General features: G+C 45.6%; 17 protein-coding genes. 13 read left to right on the forward strand and 4 right to left on the reverse strand.

What is annotated here, in order from left to right:
* The first annotated feature begins 380 nt into the window (after window positions 1–380).
* The 3 genes from NC796_RS11600 to NC796_RS11610 all read left to right on the forward strand — a co-directional run bounded on the left by NC796_RS11600 (window position 381) and on the right by NC796_RS11610 (window position 3,884).
* The gene (locus NC796_RS11600; protein WP_310684578.1) at window positions 381–1,511 is read left to right on the forward strand and encodes a hypothetical protein; all 1,131 of its coding nucleotides are present in this window, start codon (window positions 381–383) and stop codon (window positions 1,509–1,511) included.
* Between the two features lie 12 nt (window positions 1,512–1,523).
* The gene (locus NC796_RS11605) at window positions 1,524–2,771 is read left to right on the forward strand and encodes a hypothetical protein (RefSeq protein ID WP_310684579.1); all 1,248 of its coding nucleotides are present in this window, start codon (window positions 1,524–1,526) and stop codon (window positions 2,769–2,771) included.
* A gap of 81 nt (window positions 2,772–2,852) precedes the next feature.
* A complete protein-coding gene (locus tag NC796_RS11610) occupies window positions 2,853–3,884 on the forward strand; it encodes a TIGR00341 family protein (RefSeq protein WP_310684580.1) in 1,032 nt (343 codons plus the stop codon).
* Between the two features lie 109 nt (window positions 3,885–3,993).
* Here NC796_RS11610 and NC796_RS11615 read toward each other — a convergent pair whose 3' ends face one another.
* Both NC796_RS11615 and NC796_RS11620 read right to left on the reverse strand, forming a co-directional pair.
* Window positions 3,994–4,587 (reverse strand): 2OG-Fe(II) oxygenase, encoded by a 594-nt coding sequence (locus NC796_RS11615; protein WP_310684581.1) that lies wholly within the window; start codon window positions 4,585–4,587, stop codon window positions 3,994–3,996.
* 214 nt (window positions 4,588–4,801) lie between these two features.
* On the reverse strand, window positions 4,802–5,395 hold the full coding sequence (locus NC796_RS11620; protein WP_310684582.1) for a hypothetical protein: 594 nt from the start codon (window positions 5,393–5,395) through the stop codon (window positions 4,802–4,804).
* Window positions 5,396–5,523: 128 nt separating this feature from the next.
* Between NC796_RS11620 and NC796_RS11625 the strand changes: the two genes are divergently transcribed.
* The 10 genes from NC796_RS11625 (at window position 5,524) to NC796_RS11670 (ending at window position 16,232) form a co-directional block, all read left to right on the forward strand.
* Window positions 5,524–6,621, forward strand: coding sequence for an SIR2 family protein (locus NC796_RS11625; RefSeq protein WP_310684583.1), 1,098 nt, complete (start codon window positions 5,524–5,526; stop codon window positions 6,619–6,621).
* Between the two features lie 152 nt (window positions 6,622–6,773).
* Window positions 6,774–11,159, forward strand: coding sequence for a tetratricopeptide repeat protein (locus tag NC796_RS11630; RefSeq protein WP_310684584.1), 4,386 nt, complete (start codon window positions 6,774–6,776; stop codon window positions 11,157–11,159).
* Between the two features lie 60 nt (window positions 11,160–11,219).
* Entirely contained in the window at window positions 11,220–11,855 is a 636-nt protein-coding gene (locus NC796_RS11635) for a 4'-phosphopantetheinyl transferase superfamily protein (RefSeq protein ID WP_310684586.1), read from the forward strand.
* A gap of 20 nt (window positions 11,856–11,875) precedes the next feature.
* Window positions 11,876–12,643, forward strand: coding sequence for an AmmeMemoRadiSam system protein B (gene amrB / locus NC796_RS11640; protein WP_310684588.1), 768 nt, complete (start codon window positions 11,876–11,878; stop codon window positions 12,641–12,643).
* A 61-nt stretch (window positions 12,644–12,704) separates the two neighbouring features.
* Window positions 12,705–13,568 carry a DUF2520 domain-containing protein gene (locus NC796_RS11645; RefSeq protein ID WP_310684591.1) on the forward strand — a complete coding sequence of 288 codons (864 nt, stop codon included), beginning with the start codon at window positions 12,705–12,707 and terminating at the stop codon, window positions 13,566–13,568.
* A gap of 14 nt (window positions 13,569–13,582) precedes the next feature.
* Entirely contained in the window at window positions 13,583–13,927 is a 345-nt protein-coding gene (locus NC796_RS11650; protein WP_310684593.1) for an MGMT family protein, read from the forward strand.
* Between the two features lie 7 nt (window positions 13,928–13,934).
* The gene (locus NC796_RS11655) at window positions 13,935–14,447 is read left to right on the forward strand and encodes a TlpA disulfide reductase family protein (protein WP_310684595.1); all 513 of its coding nucleotides are present in this window, start codon (window positions 13,935–13,937) and stop codon (window positions 14,445–14,447) included.
* 5 nt (window positions 14,448–14,452) lie between these two features.
* A complete protein-coding gene (locus tag NC796_RS11660) occupies window positions 14,453–15,085 on the forward strand; it encodes a thioredoxin family protein (RefSeq protein ID WP_310684596.1) in 633 nt (210 codons plus the stop codon).
* Window positions 15,086–15,198: 113 nt separating this feature from the next.
* Complete coding sequence (locus NC796_RS11665) at window positions 15,199–15,579, forward strand: 6-carboxytetrahydropterin synthase (RefSeq protein WP_310684598.1); 381 nt, start codon at window positions 15,199–15,201, stop codon at window positions 15,577–15,579.
* Between the two features lie 2 nt (window positions 15,580–15,581).
* Window positions 15,582–16,232 (forward strand): 7-carboxy-7-deazaguanine synthase QueE, encoded by a 651-nt coding sequence (locus NC796_RS11670; RefSeq protein ID WP_310684600.1) that lies wholly within the window; start codon window positions 15,582–15,584, stop codon window positions 16,230–16,232.
* A 180-nt stretch (window positions 16,233–16,412) separates the two neighbouring features.
* Here NC796_RS11670 and NC796_RS11675 read toward each other — a convergent pair whose 3' ends face one another.
* Complete coding sequence (locus tag NC796_RS11675) at window positions 16,413–17,576, reverse strand: citrate synthase (protein ID WP_310684601.1); 1,164 nt, start codon at window positions 17,574–17,576, stop codon at window positions 16,413–16,415.
* Between the two features lie 189 nt (window positions 17,577–17,765).
* Window positions 17,766–18,530 (reverse strand): nucleoside triphosphate pyrophosphohydrolase, encoded by a 765-nt coding sequence (mazG, locus tag NC796_RS11680; RefSeq protein WP_310684603.1) that lies wholly within the window; start codon window positions 18,528–18,530, stop codon window positions 17,766–17,768.
* Between the last annotated feature and the right edge of the window lie 122 nt (window positions 18,531–18,652).

Raw genomic sequence — 18,652 nt, forward strand, 5'->3', positions numbered from 1 at the left:
AAAATCAAGTTTCGTAGATTGCAGGCGAGACATGAGGACCTCCTCTGATTTGTTAAACAGGATTACAGGAAAGAATGTAAGACGAATCCAGGGGATGGTCCCCTTTTTTTAACATAAAGCCTGAACTCGTTTCAGGATCTCGTAAGGATCGGGAGTTGCATAACGCCTCATTTTAGATCAACGATTCATCTATATCAAAAACAGCTTGGCAGATATCTATTTGCGGGAAGAAACAGCGGCCTAATCAAATACATATTCATCCCTTTTTATAATTTTTAACATTTAATATCATGCTGTAAGTGATTGTTTATTTTCCTTTTACGATAACAAATGTTAATCTGCTGTTTCAGTCTAACCTCCTCACCTAAACAACCGATGTTATGAAAAGAACACTTTTCCTCTCTCTGGCAGTAGTTATCGTAGCAGGGTTAGCATTTACAGCAGGATTTACAAGCAGCAGCGAAATAAATGAATACACCGCTAACTTTGAAACAGGCACTCCGGGGCATATGTCTATCGGGGAGCTTGCTTTCGGTCCTGAGGGCATTCTCTTTTATGGAGATGGCCCAGGTGCTTCTATTTATGCACTTGACACGGAAGACAAACAAGGCAGCTTGAGTAGTGATGCAATTAATATTAATGATATCCATGGTAAGATAGCGCAGAAGTTGGGCGCCGGACCGGATGATATCTCAATCCAGGATATGGCGGTGAATCCTTTCTCCCACAAGGTCTACATTTCGTTGAGAAGAGGACAGGGGAACAACGCTTCCTATCACCTCCTGACGGTATCCAATGAAAGTACGATTGAAGAAGTAGGTTTGAGTAATGTTCGATTCTCACAATTTGAATTAAACAATGTTCCTTCACCGGAAGCGACTGACCGACGGGGGAACAGCCTGCGAAGCGCTTCAATAACTGATCTCTCATACGCCGATGGGCAGGTATATGTCGCAGGCATTTCCAATGAAGAATTTGCTTCAGGATTCCGCCAGATCGCCTTTCCCTTCAAGGGCAAAGAATCCTTAAGTACGTTGGAGATCTACCACGTGTCCCATGGGCAGTATGAGACCAACGCCCCGATTCGTACTTTCCTGCCTTACAGCATGGATGGAAGCAGCTATATTGTGGCGGGGTATACTTGCACGCCGTTGGTTCTCTTTTCGGCTGATGATCTGAAAGATGGTCAGCATGTGCGAGGAAAGACGGTAGCCGAGCTAGGCAATCGGAATCGCCCGCTGGATATTATTTCCTATACTGATACCAATGGAAACGAATCACTTATGATTGCCAACAGCAGCTATTCCGTAATGCGTGTCAGTCCTGCCGATATTAAACGCCAGTCTCACTTGGATAAGCCTTTGAACGATGGGGAAAAGACTTCGGGCGTAACATTTGAATCGCTGGAGTATGAGAACGTTCGCCATATGGACAACCTGAATGGTAAATATGTTGTGATGCTGCAGCAGATGGATGACGGTACCATTGACCTTCGTTCCATCAGCAAATAATTATCCTGCTCCATGGATATTAACAAGTACTCCCGGTTGGCCGATAATCTTAAAGGGCCCCTGCTGCTGTTTATTGCAGTTGCAGCGGGCCTTTGGTATTTGGGGCAGGGAATGGAGCCGTATGTGCCAGTCCCGGAAAAGGTCTATCTGTCCGGCAAAGAGCGTGTAAATATTGAGGTGGTACCCGAACAAAGCAGGATTGAACTATTTGGACTAACACCCAATGCTCTTACTTATCTCGATCTAAACTCGGGCAATGTAAAGCAACTCTTTGGGGTGTATGCAATTCCAAAAGAGCAATGGAGCGAGGAATCCATGGCGATGGACGGGGAGTGGGATATTACGGACAGGAAGATTGCATTTACCTCATGTCACGCCTGGCTGCCGGGAGTGACGTACTACGTTCGGGTGGACGAACAGAAATTGAACGCATTAATGGGCAAGGATGGCGGTGATGGGATTATCGATACCATCTTTACAATTACGCCTCCACAGAATATAAAGCCGGAAAGAGTTACGAGTGTTTATCCTTCGTCTGATACACTTCCGCAAAATTTGTTGAAATTCTATATTCATTTTTCCGGATCGATGTCCCGAGGTGATGTTTACGACCATATTTACATCCTGAATGAAAAGGGAGAGGTTGTTCCCGATGCCTTCCTGGAACTTCCTCAAGAATTATGGGATCCCGGAATGACGAGACTGACAATCCTTTTTGATCCGGGACGCATTAAACGGGGACTCGATCGATACAATCTGATGGGTGTCGCTTTTCAACCCGGAAAAAGATATGAGTTGGTGATCGACAGCACGCTGGCTGATGGCAATGGACTCAGAATGGAACAGCAATATCGTAAATCGTTCTTTATCGGCGAACCCGACCGTGAAATGCCAGATCATAAAAAGTGGACCATCCAAACACCGCCGGTTGAAACACGGAAACCGCTGAAATTGATGCTCGTTGAACCGCTCGACCATGCTCTTCTAAAGCGTTTGATCACGGTAAAAAGGGAAGAGGAAAGAATTCAGGGAAATGTGGAATTGAGCAATGCAGAGCAGACTTGGAATTTTATCCCAGATAAACCATGGTCACCCGGAAGATATACACTGGAAATTGAACCTATACTGGAAGACCTTGCAGGTAATAACCTGATAAACGTTTTTGATGTAGAATTAGCCGCAGATTCAAACGGGGTGGAAAAAGTGGTTGAGAGTGAATCAAACGTGCGGAAACATTTTACCATTCAGGTGCCGGGATAAAGCGGGAACACGTATAAAAACTTTTGTCTTTATCCATTCCTTTGTACCCTGTCTCAAAACAGCCACCAAGATTTATCATGTATGGATTATCGAATGCTGGAGCTGATGGCCCCGCCGGAGACCATCATGGAGGCGCGCGAGATCGTAAAGCAGGAAGAACCCCTCGGCGTCTGGACAGATAACCTGGACGACAGTTGTTCAATTTTGCGAGTGCTGGTAAACACGGACCGAACGGAATCGCTTTCTGACCAGCTCACTGAAAAGTTTTCGAATGTCGACGGTTTCCGGATTATGCTTTTTTCGGTAGAGGCGACGCTGCCACAACCGGAAGTGGAAGAGGAGAAGGAACCCGATGAGGAGGAGCCCGAACGCAATATCGGTCGAATTAGCAGGGAGGAGTTATATGCTGATGTAACCAGCGGTAGTGAACTGAACTGGGTTTATGTAGGCATGGTGGTGCTTTCAACCGTGGTGGCAGGGGTTGGACTGATCCGGGATGATGTTGCAGTCATAATTGGCGCCATGGTGATTGCACCGCTGCTGGGGCCCAATGTTTCGATGGCGCTTGCAGCAACACTGGGTGACCTGGAGCTGGGGTGGCGTTCCCTGAAGGCAAATGCGGCCGGATTGTTTGCATCACTTGCCGTTGCGCTTTTAATGGGATTGCTGATACAGGTTGATTTGGACTCACAACAGCTTATCAACAAGACAAACGTAGGTTTGGGGGACATTGCCATTGCGCTGGCTGCCGGGAGTGCGGGCGTGCTGGCATTTACGCGTGGTGTGCCTGCGACGATTGTAGGTGTGATGGTGGCGGTGGCGTTGCTTCCACCACTGGTTAATGTGGGATTGTTGCTCGGGAGTGGCTATACAGGTTTGGCCGTGGGATCCATTATTCTTACGTTGACAAATCTAATCTGCATTAACCTGGCAGGTATTCTCACTTTCCTGTTTCAAGGGGTTCGGCCTCGTACCTGGTGGGAAGCAAAGAAAGCACAAAAAAACGTGCGCATCGCCATTGCCGTATGGTTTGTTCTGCTTATGGTATTGTCCATCATTATTTGGTATTGGAATCTGGTTTCTGATACACTCCTGGGAAACGTATTAAATTAAAATGACGCGTTTACTTCACTTCTTGCCAATGCTACGCTTCCCAGTAAGATCCAGCATCGGACAGAAGAGTTGGTGCAGATGAGATAAGGTCTTTTGACCATTAAATGTGTCAGAATAAATATTTAAGTGATGAAAATCGGTGCAACAGCCAGCCCGTAATGCTTCTGCGTGAGGTTTTGGTAAGCATCACCTCGTGCTCTACCGTATCACTTTTGAACATCACCATTCGTTTGGCCAGCGGTTCAATAAGCTGTTCATCGCCGTCTGGGCGGTATATTTTGAGTTCTCCGCCATCACCTGGCTTCCAATCTTCATTGAGGTAGATTAACATTGATATAACGCGGTTGGACTGTCCCTGGAACTGATCGACATGCTTTTCATACCTGGTATTTGGGGGGTAAAGGGCAAAGTGGAATTCGTAATCAGATATGCTTAGAAAAAGGTGTTCTTTAAGGTTGATCACCACACTGTCCAACAGGGAAAACAGTTCAGATAACTCAGCATCTTTTTCGGGATCAAGCCAGTAAATAAAGTCGCCCCTGATTTCCGACTCAACCTTTCGTTGATCTGACGAACCGATGGCAGCCTTGTCAAATTCACTTTCGTCTAAAAGCACCTGGAAATAATGCTGTATATTTTGGTACAGCCGGTCGGAAATGAAGTCGTCGATCACCAGGTAGTCATCTGTGGCTAATTTGTCCATCCAAACTGACCATTGTTCGGTGGAATAGTTCATGACCTCTTGTGAACTTATAGTTTCCTTTTTTACCTACAATATAATACTTACAATATAAAACGATGAGTAGATCTATCCTAAACCCCTTTATTCGTCCCCCAATCACTATCCAGTCTTTGACTCTCGATCTTCATGCGTTCACTCAGCGGAGATGTTGTTGGTGTCGTAAGACGACCTCTTTTTAGCGATCCTCTTTCTTGAGGAATAACCGGGGGACCTGTGGCAGGGCAAACCACTCGGCCACCGAATTATATCCCGAAGCGATATCCTGCAGAATATTATACCCATTTTTAACTGTTTTCAGAGCCTTATTGTAAGAGGAATCGGGTTCCTGTGCTTTTTCAATAAATGTTTTGATGCGTTCGAGGAAACCAGGTTTAACATCATCTTTTGACTCTGCCATTTCTATTTGCTGCATCTCTTCGCTGATCTCTTCCAATTCTTTTTGAACCTCTGCTGTCTCGACCGCTGGTTCTTTTTGTGCCCTCAGCTCATCCGTAAGCTTCTCTACATTCTGTTTTAGCTCCTTCAGTTCATAGAGTTCATATTCATTCAGCAGGTTCAGCAGCTGGTGGGTGAGGACCGCATATCGTTTACTGTCCTCATTTGAGTCCATGATGCCGGCGATTGAGTCCTTTTTGTACTTTCGATACCCGTTGGAAACACCAATACCCAAATTGGCCAACTCGGTATCTTTAGTGAGTAGCACCGCTTCTTTAATGGCGGGCTCAAGCCGTCCCTTCGCAACCATCCCCCGGATCTCTTTGGTATTCATAATCGCTTATTTGATTGGATTTATTTCGTAAATAAACCTGAATTTATTTCAAATACAAGCTATAAAAACATGATTTTTATAGATTTATTAGTAAATTATAAAATACTTGTCATAAAACCCTTCTCGAAATGTCGATAGATAACAAAAAAATTGACTGGGATACGCTGCTATTTGCCATCAAAAATGAGAAGTGTGTATTGTTTATTGGGTCGGAACTGGCACAAACCAAAGAGGGCAGTTATTTTAACAAGGCATTGTATGAGTTGCTGAGTGAGGACTACAAGGATAACAACTACTATTTTTCACGGGACGACCTGTTCGTTATTGATCACAAGTACCGGATCACGATCCTCAGTAAAATCGACAAGTTTCTGGAGAGCTCTTTTGATGAAGAGCTGTATGACAAGCTTGCCTTTATTCCATTTCACCTCGTTGTTTCCACTTCGCCCGACCTGTTCCTGAAAAAAGCATTCGAGAAAAATAATCTTCTCCAGGATTTTCATTATTACAGCTTCAGCGATAAGAGACCGGAGGATATCCCGGAACCATCCAGCAGCAATCCATTGATCTATAATATGACGGGGAGCACCGAAGATTCCTCTTCTTTGGTTATCACGTACAAAGACTTGTATAGTTATTTAAAAGCGATTTTGGGGAACAAGCCACTTCCCACAGTTTTGCTTAACGAATTAAAAAGTGGATCGCGCTTTATTTTCCTGGGATTCAAGTTCGAGAAATGGTATGTCCAGCTTTTGCTGGCCCTGCTTTATGATGAGATCCAGCGGGAAAATAACGAGGGACTGGCACCAGCCATAAATCTGCCTCTCGAAGCGGATGAGATATGCTCCCGGCAGTTCAACATCCATTTTGTTGAATCGCATATCAGGGAATTTGTGGATGCACTGTACACCCGTTGCGAAAAAGCCAATATGTTACGAAAGGTGGGCAAGAAAGAGGAATTGGTATCCAAACGTGCCCACCGGCTGGTGCAACAGGATAACATTGAAGAGGCGATCGAGCTGCTGTTCGATTACCTGGAGGATTTTGACCAGGATAAATATGATCGTATTGCCGGTATTTCCGCCCGTTACATCAGGATTAAGCGAAAGTTTAGTGAAGGAGTAATAGATCACAAAGAATCGAGTATCGAATTGGCAAAAATCGACAACGCCCTGCTGGATGTCATTGAGGAAGTGAAATCTATGGAAGACGCGGTAAGAATGTAGGTCAAGTAATAGTTGCGGAGGGATGATTATTGGATAGGATTTTGCAGCTAAGCTGCAGAATATGCTATGTGAGGATTTTCGCTTCATATATCTATCCCGATAAATACAGACTTTGAATGGGGTAAAATTAAATCGGTAAAGATGTTGTAGCCATGAAAAAACACAGGTACCCGGGCGTAAAGCCATTTTCGGTTACAGAAAGCAACCTGTTTTTTGGGCGCGAGTGGGATATAAACAGGCTGTTCAAATTGGTGAATGTGAAGCAGCTTGTGGTGCTGTACTCCAAATCCGGGTTGGGAAAAAGTTCGCTTATCAATGCCGGCTTGTTGCCAAAAATTAAAAATGAAACAAATTACAAACCGATCATTGTCCGGTTTGGAGGATACCGGGAAGGGCAGGCCACCCCGCCACTTACCGCGTTAAAGTCCAAAATATCCACCGGGGAAAGAAAAAAAACGCTGCTGGATAAGCTTGCCGTACCGGACGAATCGCTTTGGTATCACCTGAAGAGCGAGCAGCTCAATTCCGGAGAAGAGATCCCCCCTGAGCATCTCCTCATTTTTGACCAGTTTGAGGAGCTTTTTACCTATCCGGGGGTACAGATCCTGGAGTTCAAGCGAGCCCTTTCCGAGGCCCTGTACAGCTCTGTTCCAAAGTACTACCAGTCGGCTCTTGAAGAGAGTTTTAAAGAGGACCAGCATGTATTGACAGATGAGGAACTGGAGCTGCTGTACAAACCGGTTCGCCTGAAAGTGTTGTGTGCCATCCGTTCCGACCGTCTGAGCCTGGTCGACCAGTTAAAAGACTATATTCCTGATATCTTGGTCAATACCTATCAACTCTCTCCGTTGACCGTTACCCAGGCGGAAGAAGCGATACTGAGCCCGGCCTACCTGCAAGATTCCGATTTTATTTCCCCGCCCTTCGACTACTCTGAAGAGGCGATTGATAAAATTGTAAGCTTCTTGACAAAAGATGGTGCCCAAGATATTGAGTCATTCCAGTTGCAGATTTTGTGCCAGTATATCGAAGAAAGCATAGTGTTAGAGGGGAACGATACCTATGTGAAATATGAAGATGTAGGCGATCTGAGGGATATCTTTGAAACGTATTACGATAAGCTGATATCACGGCTGCCGGAGAGCGAACAACTGAGTGTTCGTAGATTCTTGGAAGAGGGACTCATTTTTGAAGAGGAGGAACGCCGTCTTAGCTTGTATGAAGGACAAATACACAAGACCTACGGGATCAGTAAAGAGTTACTTCAAAAACTTGTGGATACCCATATCATTCGTCCCGAGCCCAATACCGCCGGTGGTTTTTCGTATGAATTGAGTCATGATTCACTGGTTAAACCTATCTTGCGAGCCTACCACAAACGGCGGGATGAAGAAGAGCGGGCGTTAGAGGAAAAGCGCCGTCAGGAAGAATATGAAGCATACAAAGAGCGTCTTCTCAAAAAGACAAAAAAAATCAGGCGCCGGTTTATTTATGGCGGTGCAGCGGCTATTGTTGCAGCTATTCTCGTTGTTATTTTCTTCGTGATGTCGCAGAGCTATCGGGAAGCACAGCAGGATCTGCGTCGCATGGAGTTTTTGGTCGATACCGAAGATTGGTATCGAAACCTGGTACTGAATTTTGATAATGATACACAGAAAGAGATCTACATTCGAAGTACCGAGGAGTCGGCTTCGTTACTCTCTGAGGTGCTTGATATTGGTCTGCAGAATGAACGGTTGATAGAAGAGGGGACTTTGAAGAATCAGCCCCAGTTGATGTCGCTGAATATTGCCAACCAGGCCCTGGAAGAGCTCTCGTGGGACAAAAATCTGGCAATACAGCTGGCGCGAGGTGCCATTGAACTTAACGACAATATCATAACACAGGCCGTTTTGGATGAGGTGTTGGCCAGGACCAACTTCAATCTGCAGTCATTTGAGGTCAACAATGAAGTGCTGCTGGCCCTCGGGTTTCGTGATGAAGGAGAGGTCGTCAAAGTGACACCGGCAGACATAGAACTACTCGAAATCCAGGAGCAAGCGAATTCGTTTGTTAACACCAGCACGCGTTCGCTGCCCGGTTGGAGGGACCATGAATTTGATAACTCAGGGGTTTTTGGGAGTGAGCGAAAACATTTTGCCGACGTCACCAGGAGTGGCCACCGGGTCGTAACAATCGATACGGTTAGCAATAAGCTTGAAATTTGGGAGGGGCAGGATAACGGCTTCAGGCGGGTACAGACACTCTCCCAGGGTTGGCGTTTGGACTACAACCGCATATCAAATTTGGCGATCTCCAATACAGGAAACTATGTAGCGGTCTCCCACAATGACGGGAATTTGATCTGCATAAACCTGGAAGATGAAGCGTTTGATCAAATAAATCTGCGGGATCTCACCAAGCTGGGAGTAACTGCTCCACACCTCAGGTTTTCGCCGGACAGCAAGTTCCTGCTTATATTTGCTCCCAATTCAGTTGCAGCCGCTTATAACATAGAAAACCAGCGCATTACGAAGCAGTGGCGGGCTGATCGCTCACAATTCACATTTGGACATGGCAACAACTATCTCGTTTCGGTGATTGATAACCAGGTCCGTGTAGAACATGTGGATGCTGACCCGGATAGCGTGAAGGAATTTAATCACAATGAACCGGTGAGTTATGCCGCCTTTTCACCGGGTAATCGCTATGTCATTGCGGAGGGCCGAAGCGGTCGTTTTCATATCTGGGATGTGAAACTTACCCAAAAACCGGTCAAGCAGCTCAATACAGGCTCGCAAGATCCTTATTTTTCAACATATTCCACCAACATTGCAGAAACATCGGCAGCTGATTCCTCCAGTCTGAATAATGTCAATTTCCGGATGACGTCGCCACCCCCGGTTATCTTTAGCGAGTCGGGAGAACAATTTTTGACGCGTTCAGGAAATCAAATATACATCTGGGAAACCCCATATGTGCTGATCCATCGTCAAAAACAGCAGCGCGATGCGTTTTACGCCCGCTACAACATTACGGAGCTAAACGAATCTCAGAAAATTGCCTACAACATCGTCAGTACAGACAGCCTGTTGGCCGGAGAACGAGAGGAGTTGCTAAACCTGGCCCGGAACTATTATGATGCCGAGAAATATGAAATGGCGATCGAATTTTACAATAAAGTAATCGATATCTCTGAAGTAGATGAGTTGAGCATTGAAGTCTATAACGAGTTGGGTAACAGCTATTACGGGGTTGGAAAATACCAGCAGGCGATTCCGCATTACGAACGCGCCCTGGAGATAGATCCCGATTACAAGTGGGCACTTGGAAACCTGGGACTGGTCTATAATAATTTGAAGGAAGATGAACTGGCTATTGAATATCACAAGAAGGCCCTTGCTATAGACCCGCTTTTTACCGCCTCGTTGAATGGTCTTGGGAATGTGTATTATGAGCAGAAAAAGTACAAGGAGTCGATTCCGTATTACCAAAAGTCAGTCGAATCAGATCCCCTTTATAAATGGTCATGGCGCAATCTCGGGATGGCTCTGTATTACGAAGGCCGGTATGATGAAGCGTATGAGAGCCTGGCTGAGGTATTGGAGATAGACCCTGCCTACAACATTGCCCTGGAATGGAACCAGTTGGGAAATGGATTTTATGAAGAGAAGAATTATGATCGTGCACTTTTGAGTTACCAAAATGCCGTGAGGGTGGATCCCGGATATAAATGGGCGCTCTACAACTTGGGCAATGTAGAATTTGCCCGGGAAAATTACTATAACTCATACCTCAACTTTAAAAAGGCCCTCGATGCCGATCCACAATATTCTGACGCCGTGGTCGGGATGATCGATGCCTACGAAGCTGGCTACGCCGCAGAATCCGGATTTGCAGAGCTTTTGGGAGAAAGCAACTGGATTAAATACTGCAGAGCAAAAGTGTATGTCAGGAACAAGCAGCTAAATGAGGCATACCGTGAGTTTCTCCAAATTTCCAGTGATTTCAGTTATCCCAAAGCCTACGACTGGATTGAGCTGGGCACTAACTTCCTGGGACAGGGAGAACAGGGGCTTGAAATGGCCCGATCATCATTTGAAAGGGCGGTACAGCTTGCACCTTCAAATTACTCGACAATCGCCAGCACATACTACTCTGAGCGGCGTTACCAGGAAGCGGTGGAATTCCAGGAGCGCGCAGTGGAATATAATCCTCATGATACCAACGAATTGTGGAACTTGAGCTGGTATCAACTTTTTGCGGGCCGTTTCCAGGATGCTATTGTCAATTCACGAAAAGTTGTCAACATGGATTCAACGCAGACCGGCGTGTATACCAACCTTGCCTTGGGATACCTTTTCAACGGCCAATACAATGAAGCTGAGAAAGTTTACCTGGAATGGATGGATAAAGAGTATCCCTTTGACACCGGTTACGAAACCTTCCGAAATGCTTTTCTGAAAGATCTCGAAGATCTGGAGGCAGCCGGCGTAACCCATCCGGATGTGACCCGCATCCGAAGTCTACTTTCAGAAAAGAGAACAAACATCCGCTAAGGTTTTATATCGGCTATTTTGGTCTTATTTTCCAGCAATCTTAAAAAAACAGATTGAAGCTTGGAAAATATTACCGATCAGTACAGAGCCCTGTTGCCGGATAACCTATTTCTTGCTTTGGGCGAAATTGGGCCGGCGTTTCCTGTTGACATTCTTTCCCCGGTAGAGCGCGAGGAATATAATACGTTTAGTCATCGGCGCCGAAGGAATGAATTTCTTTCTACCCGCGGGCTCATCAAGGAATTTGTTGCGGATCTGGGACTTGATGAAGCCATTTTTGAGATTGAAAAAGATGACCTCGGCAAGCCGTTTGGAATGTACCAGAATCGGCGGTATAACCTGAGCCTGGCTCATACCGGGCAAAAAGTAATCTGTGGCCTTTCACAGAGCATTCCATTGGGAGTGGATATTGAACCGACCGATCGCAACGTGAACGAACGCTTGAGAGATCGCATAATGCATCCCGTTGAGAAGAAGGAACTAAAGGAAGAATCGCTGCTCAGGCTCTGGACCTTGAAGGAAGCACTGGTCAAGCTGCAGGGAAAAGGATTGAGAACCAACCTGAATCAAATTAAGCTCACACCGTTGGACAAACAGGTTTTCACCGGCATCTTTGATAATGAGAAAAGAGCCAAAATTTGTAGTTTTAAGCATTGCAATCACTGGATTGCCGTAGCCTTTTACCAGGAAAATTAAAGGTCAGTACTACACAGCACATGAATATTATTTCCTATTCCCGCGAACAAATTCAAGAGGAATTAGCCCACGCTCGGACAAAACACCGGGAAACAAACGACCATATTCGTCTCATTTTTGCACCCACGCGCATCAACCATGATAACTTTGAACGGGCCTGTGATATCTATAGCCACATAGAACCCGAGAATTATGATACCGTTGTTGTGATAGAATCTTTTCCAAAGGTTCTGGACAAAAAGCTCCCGATGCCCTCAAACAAGTTCTTTGAAACCCCTCTGGGCAGGGTGCCGGTAAATGATTTTTTGCGGAATGAGCTCTGCGATGAAGACGATGATTTTTATATCAACGATGAAGGCTACAGCCGGGATATGAGTCTCTATCAGCAGCTGATGATTTTGCAATGTGTGTGTAGTGATTTTTCTGTTCTTAGCATCCAGATTGCAGATAATGATCCGGCAATAATAAAGGAATTGGCGTATGTGCTGGAGGAGGTGCTGGCCTCGCACAACGCTCTGCTTGTCTTTTGTTGCGACCTGGAGAATAGCCGGAAGCACGAGTTTCAAAAAGTGAAGGAGATTGTGGAAAGTGAAAATGAATCGCGATTGATGAACTATCTGAATAGTGGAGAATCCAAAATTACCGGGACTACCTCGTTTATTGCCGGGGTACTTGTGGCTTTTGCATGGGATCTGAAACTTAGTTTCCTGAATGGCGAATATGAAGAGTATGACGGCAGCTTGCTGACCGGCTATGCCGACAGGGAATCGATTATTCGGAATGTTTGATTGTGCTTTGTCAGCAATATCCTCGGTTCCAATTATTATGATAACATTAGAATAAATAGACATGGGGAAAACTGTTTCTATAATCGGGCTGGGGGCGTTGGGGAGAACGCTGGCCTATGCAATGGATCTGCAAGGGTATGAAATTTACAGCCTGTTTAACCGCACGGTCTCTAAAGCAGAAGCGCTGGCAGATGAACTCAATGTTAAAGTGAGCGGCTCGCTTCCAAAGTCTGAAGAAGAACTGGGGGAATTCATTTTTATAACGGTGAGTGATGATGCGATCGCCGGGGTGGCTGAGAATCTCGCTGAGGAGCTATGGGACCTTTCCGGTAAAACAGTAGCCCACTGTTCCGGCAATGAAACTTCTGAACTACTGGAACCACTAACGGAAACCGGCGTAGAAATCGCTGCTTTTCATCCGCTGCAAACCTTTAATTTAAATTCAAACCCCAGGATTTTTCAGGATATTTATATTACCCTGGAAGGTCAGGAGGGTGCCGTCAGTCAGCTTGAACTTGTAGCCAAACGCCTTGGAGCTCATTACCTGCATGTCACGCCAAAAGCCAAAGCTCATTTGCACGCTGCCGCTGTTATGGCTTCAAACTACCTCATTACGCTGATGCAGCTTGCGGGCAATATTGCAGAGATGGGCGGTATGGATCACCAAGAGGCCCGAAAAGCATTGCAGACACTGGTCAAGACGACCGCGGAAAACGGAACTGCAGAGAATCTATCCGATGTACTGAGTGGTCCCATTGCGAGGGGGGACCTGCAAACTATTGTAAAACATCTGGATTTACTGGAACAAAATAAACAGATTAGTTCGTTATACAAGCTGTTGGGATTTGAAACGGTGAAAGTGGCAGAAAGAAAAGGAACACTTTCCGTAGAACAGGTAATACAGATGCAGAATCTGCTGAAGTAGGTGAAGGCGTAGAGATGCCGGATGGATTTAATCGAAAAGATTTTTACAAACGGGTCTATGAGGTGGTAGCCCAAATCCCGAAAGGAAAGGTGACCACTTACGGAGCCATTGCATCTTACCTTGGGGTGGTCTCGGGTGCTCGTATGGTGGGATACGCCCTGAACAAAGCCGTTGAAACTGAGATACCGGCTCACCGCGTATTGAATCGCCTGGGAGAGTTGACAGGCCGTGCCCATTTCCCCGATGATACCATGCGGGAACGCCTTCAACAGGAGAACATTACATTTGTTGCGGAGTATACAGTAGATATAGAACAACATTTTTGGGATCCCAGTGAAGCTAAAATTGGAACAAACTAGATCGTATATGAGTAAGAGATTAAACGCCATAATTATCCCGGTTTTCCTGATATTTTTGATCCTTTTTAACGGGGTGTCGTATGCACAACAACTTTCGGATTCGGAACTGATGAAGGATGTAAATAGTGAGGAACTGCAGGAGATAATCGATTCTTATGAAGGCGAAAAAGCAGTGCTGGTGAACATGTGGGCTACTTGGTGTGGACCCTGTGTTGAAGAATTTCCCCATATTGTGAAACTGCAACGCAAGTATGAAGATCAACTTCAGGTTGTTTTTGTCTCTGCAGATTTTGACAAGCAGGCGGCACTCGAATTTTTACGAGAGCAGGAGGTAGACTGGCAAACATTTTTTAAAACCGGAAAGGACGAAGTGTTTATCAATTCACTATCCGACAAATGGACTGGCGCGATGCCGTTTACAAAGATTCTCAATCCCGAGGGTAACCTCGTAGCAAGTTGGGAAAACAAAGCGGATTTTTCTACTTTTGAAACTAATGTTAAACAGGCCCTAAATCCTTAAAAATCATGAAGAAACAAGCCTTTAAAATTTCTGTATTTTTGACTCTGATTGTAGGAATAGCAGCGTGGGCGTTTTATCCCGCGGAAACCAAACTGGTGGATGAGTTAGAGCTTGGCAGTACGGCTCCCATGACCGATGTGGAAGTGAAGGATGTATCTGGAGAGATGCTTACGCTCTCTGAAGTTGCAAGAGAAAATGGACTCTTGGTGATATTTAGCTGTAATACCTGTCCATGGGTTCACCAGTGGGAAGACCGCTACAACCCGATTGCTAACCTTGCCAAAGAGAAGGGGATCGGCATGATTGCCCTTAATCCCAACACGACCTACCGCGATCGCGGTGATGGTTTTGAGGATATGAAGCAGCGTGCCCAGGAAAAGAATTACCAATTTCCATATGCAGTGGATGCAAATAACAAGCTGGCCGATGCATTCGGTGCCACGCGCACGCCCCACATCTTCCTGTTCAATTCCGATTTGAAGCTGGTATACCGCGGCGCTATCGATGACAATGCAAAATCAGCTGAAAATGTGGATCAGCATTACCTGCGCGATGCCATTAACCAGCTTACAGCAGGGGAGGAGATATCAACCAAGACATCAAAATCACTGGGTTGCACGATTAAACGAGCGCGGTAAGCTTTGATGTGCGACGCACTTCCAAAGTGCGTCGCACATGATTACTGCGCGTTTTAATATTTTTGAGGTTTGTCCATTGGGCAAACCTCTTTTTTATTTTATTTTTAGTGGTTATGCCAAAATGGAAACTACACACCGAATTCAGATTTGATGCCGCTCACTTTATTGAAGGATACGACGGCAAATGTGGACGCATGCACGGCCATTCCTACCGCGTGCTGATGAAAGCGGAATCCAGCGAGCTTAATCCCTCAGAATATTTGGACAGTCCTGATATGGTTTGTGATTTCCGGGAGCTCAAATGGGCCGCCAAAGATTCCGAAAAAGGAGGACTGGATCACAGCCTGCTAAACGAGAAAATGGACTGCTCTACCACTGCCGAGCGGATCGCCGAATTCATTCACAAAGAGACGAGCAAACGCATACCTGACAATATTGATCTCACCGTGACCGTTTGGGAGACGGAAGATTGCTGGGTTGAATACACCGATTAATCATGTTTAATTCCTCTGAACTGCAACATAATGTCCTTGACGCCAATACCTTTGGGGAGGTGGAATATCCCCTGATGGAGGATTTCTATACTATCCAGGGCGAAGGAGCACACACTGGCAAGGCCGCATATTTTATCCGAACTGCGGGGTGTGATGTCAATTGTTGGTGGTGCGATGTCAAAGAGAGTTGGGATGAGGAGGAGCACCCAAAAGTGAAGGTGGATGAGATTGTGGCCCGTGCCAAAGAAAGTGGCGCACAGATCGCCGTGATTACCGGCGGTGAGCCGTTGCTGCACGATCTGTATCCATTGACTCACCGTCTCAAAGAAGAGGGACTAAGGGTTCATATCGAAACGAGTGGTTCTTCAAAACTCAGTGGGAATCTTGACTGGATAACCCTTTCCCCGAAACGCTTTAAAGAACCCCTGGATGAGATTTTTCCTCACGTAGATGAGCTGAAAATTGTGGTGTTGAAAAAGAAGGATCTCGAATGGGCAGAGGAGAATGCAGCGAAATGTCCTGAGGGAACCAAGCTTCTTCTACAGCCGGAATGGGATACGCCTTCCTCTATGGATCTCATTGTAGAATACGTAAAGAAGAATCCGGAGTGGGGCATCAGCCTGCAGACTCATAAGTTTCTGGGCGTTCGGTGAGCGCTTAATCTCTGCGTAGCTTGTGACACCTTTGAGCAACTTTGAGTAATAACAACTTGCGTGATACGTGATCCGTAACGCGTAATTTTAGCTCCTGTTACGAATCACGTATTACGCATAAAGAAAAAAGCCCATACCAAAGATAGGCATGAGCTTTTTTGAAATAGGATAGATCATTATTTACCGTTCCTCAACGGGAACCCAATCCAGGTTTTTCTCACCAACATAGAGCGCACGGGGTCGAATCAAGCGGTTGTTTTCAGCCTGCTCAATGTAATGGCCCGTCCACCCGGAAACACGACTCATGGCAAAAATACACGTGTAAAGGTCGGGCTTTATTCCCATAGAGTAGTAGACAGTTGCTGAGAAGAAGTCGACGTTTGGATCAATGTTTTTTTCACCTTTCATAGTCTCAAGGATCGCTTCCGACCAGTTGTAAAGCTCAATGTGACCGGTCTCTTCAGAAAGTTGCTTGGACATACTGCGCAGGATCTTGGCACGGGGATCCATTGTTTTGTACACGCGGTGACCGAAGCCCATGATTTTTTCTTTGTTGGCCAGTCGATCTTTTACAAACTCAACAGGATCAGCGTCTTCCTCTTCAATTTCAAGCAGCATGTTCATCACCGCTTGGTTGGCACCGCCGTGGAGTGGACCCTTGAGGCACCCGATTGCACCGGTAATAGATGAAAACATATCTGATTCGGTTGCACAAATGGTACGGCTGGTGAATGTGGAAGCGTTCATGCCGTGCTCGGCGTGCAGGATGAGGCAGAGATCCATCGTTTTTTCCGCCTGCTCTCCTGGATGTTCGCCATTGAGCATATAAAGGAAATTATGTGCCGTGCTCTGATCTGAAAGCGGATCCACCGGCTCTTTTCCGTTCCTGATGCGATCAAAAGCTGCAATGATCGTCGGCATTTTAGCGGTAATTTTAATCGCCTTCTCAACCCAGGCTTCTTTTCCCTCTTTTTCGCCTGTTTCAAAGAAATCACCCAGCATGGAAACGCCAGTGCGGAGCACTGACATCGGTTCCGCTGATTTTGAAGTGCTACTGATGTATTCGAGAACAGGTTCGGGAAGGGACCGTGCTTCCTGCATCTTTTTGTTCAGGTCTTCCAGTTCATCTGGGTTCGGTAACCGGTCATACCAAAGGAGAAAACAGACCTCTTCAAAAGTTGCATTTTCAGCGAGGGTTTCAATACTGTAACCATCATAAATCAACTCTCCCTTTTGTCCGTCAATAAAACTTTTGTGAGTGCTGAATGCGACAATTCCGTCTAATCCCTTATTGATATGAGGATATTGACTTAGATCAATGTCTGTTTTTACGCTCTCGGCCATGCCTGTTCTCCGGTTTAAATTTGTTTTATCAGTTTCGAAATTCGGGTCAAATATAATACGGAAGTGATAAAAATTCAGGTACTAACTTGGATAAAACGTTAAGATGCCTTCACTTACCGATATTAACTAACATTCATAGAGAAATGAACGTTTGTAATCTAGCGAACAAAATTGAAGACCATGTGAATGCTATTGATTTGATTTTGCCTCTTCCCAGTACCCATCCATCTGTTCCAGGGTCGCGTTATTGATCTCCAGTCCCTCTTTTGCAAGGCTCTCCTCCACAAACCGAAACCGATCTTCAAATTTACGGTTCGTCATTCGCAGTGCGTCTTCAGCATTAATATCGTAAAATCGGCCCAGATTAACGAGAGAGAAAAGAAGGTCGCCAAACTCTTTGCTGCTCTCTTCTTTGTCTTTTTTTTCGAGAGCCTCTCGCAATTCATTGAGTTCTTCTTTGACTTTATCCAAAACCTGGGAAGATTCAGGCCAGTCGAACCCCACATTTGCCGCTTTCTCCTGCATTCGTTGAGCTTTGATGAGCGCGGGCATATGGATTGGAATTCCATCTAGCACCGAGTTTTTACCCTCTTTCATTTTGATAGACTCCCAGTTTTCGGCGACTTGCTGTTCATCTTCAGCAACTTTATTCCCAAAAACATGTGGGTGGCGCCGGATAAGTTTTTCCTGGATGGAAAGAATGACATCTTCGATACTGAAAGATCCCGTCTCTGAAGCCATTGTGCTGTGGAACACGACGTGAAGCAGCAGATCTCCAAGCTCTTTCTTCAGCTCCTCAAAATTGTCTTGGTCGATAGCATCAACGGCCTCATACGCCTCTTCAATGAGATTGTCCTTGATACTTTGATGCGTCTGCTTGCGATCCCATGGACATTCCTTGCGAAGTCTTTTTATAATCTCAACTAAATCTTCAAATTCGGTCGTAGCTTCCATTTGTAAATAAAATAACAGTGTGTCAGTTAACAGTGATCAACAAGTTATCCGAAATGATAACGTAATTTTGCACGAAAGTGAATCATAGCTCCAGTTTAATGTTGGGCAAGTATCTGTTCACT

The organism is Aliifodinibius sp. S!AR15-10 (assembly GCF_031569985.1).
Lineage (GTDB): Bacteria > Bacteroidota > Rhodothermia > Balneolales > Balneolaceae > JAMQKA01.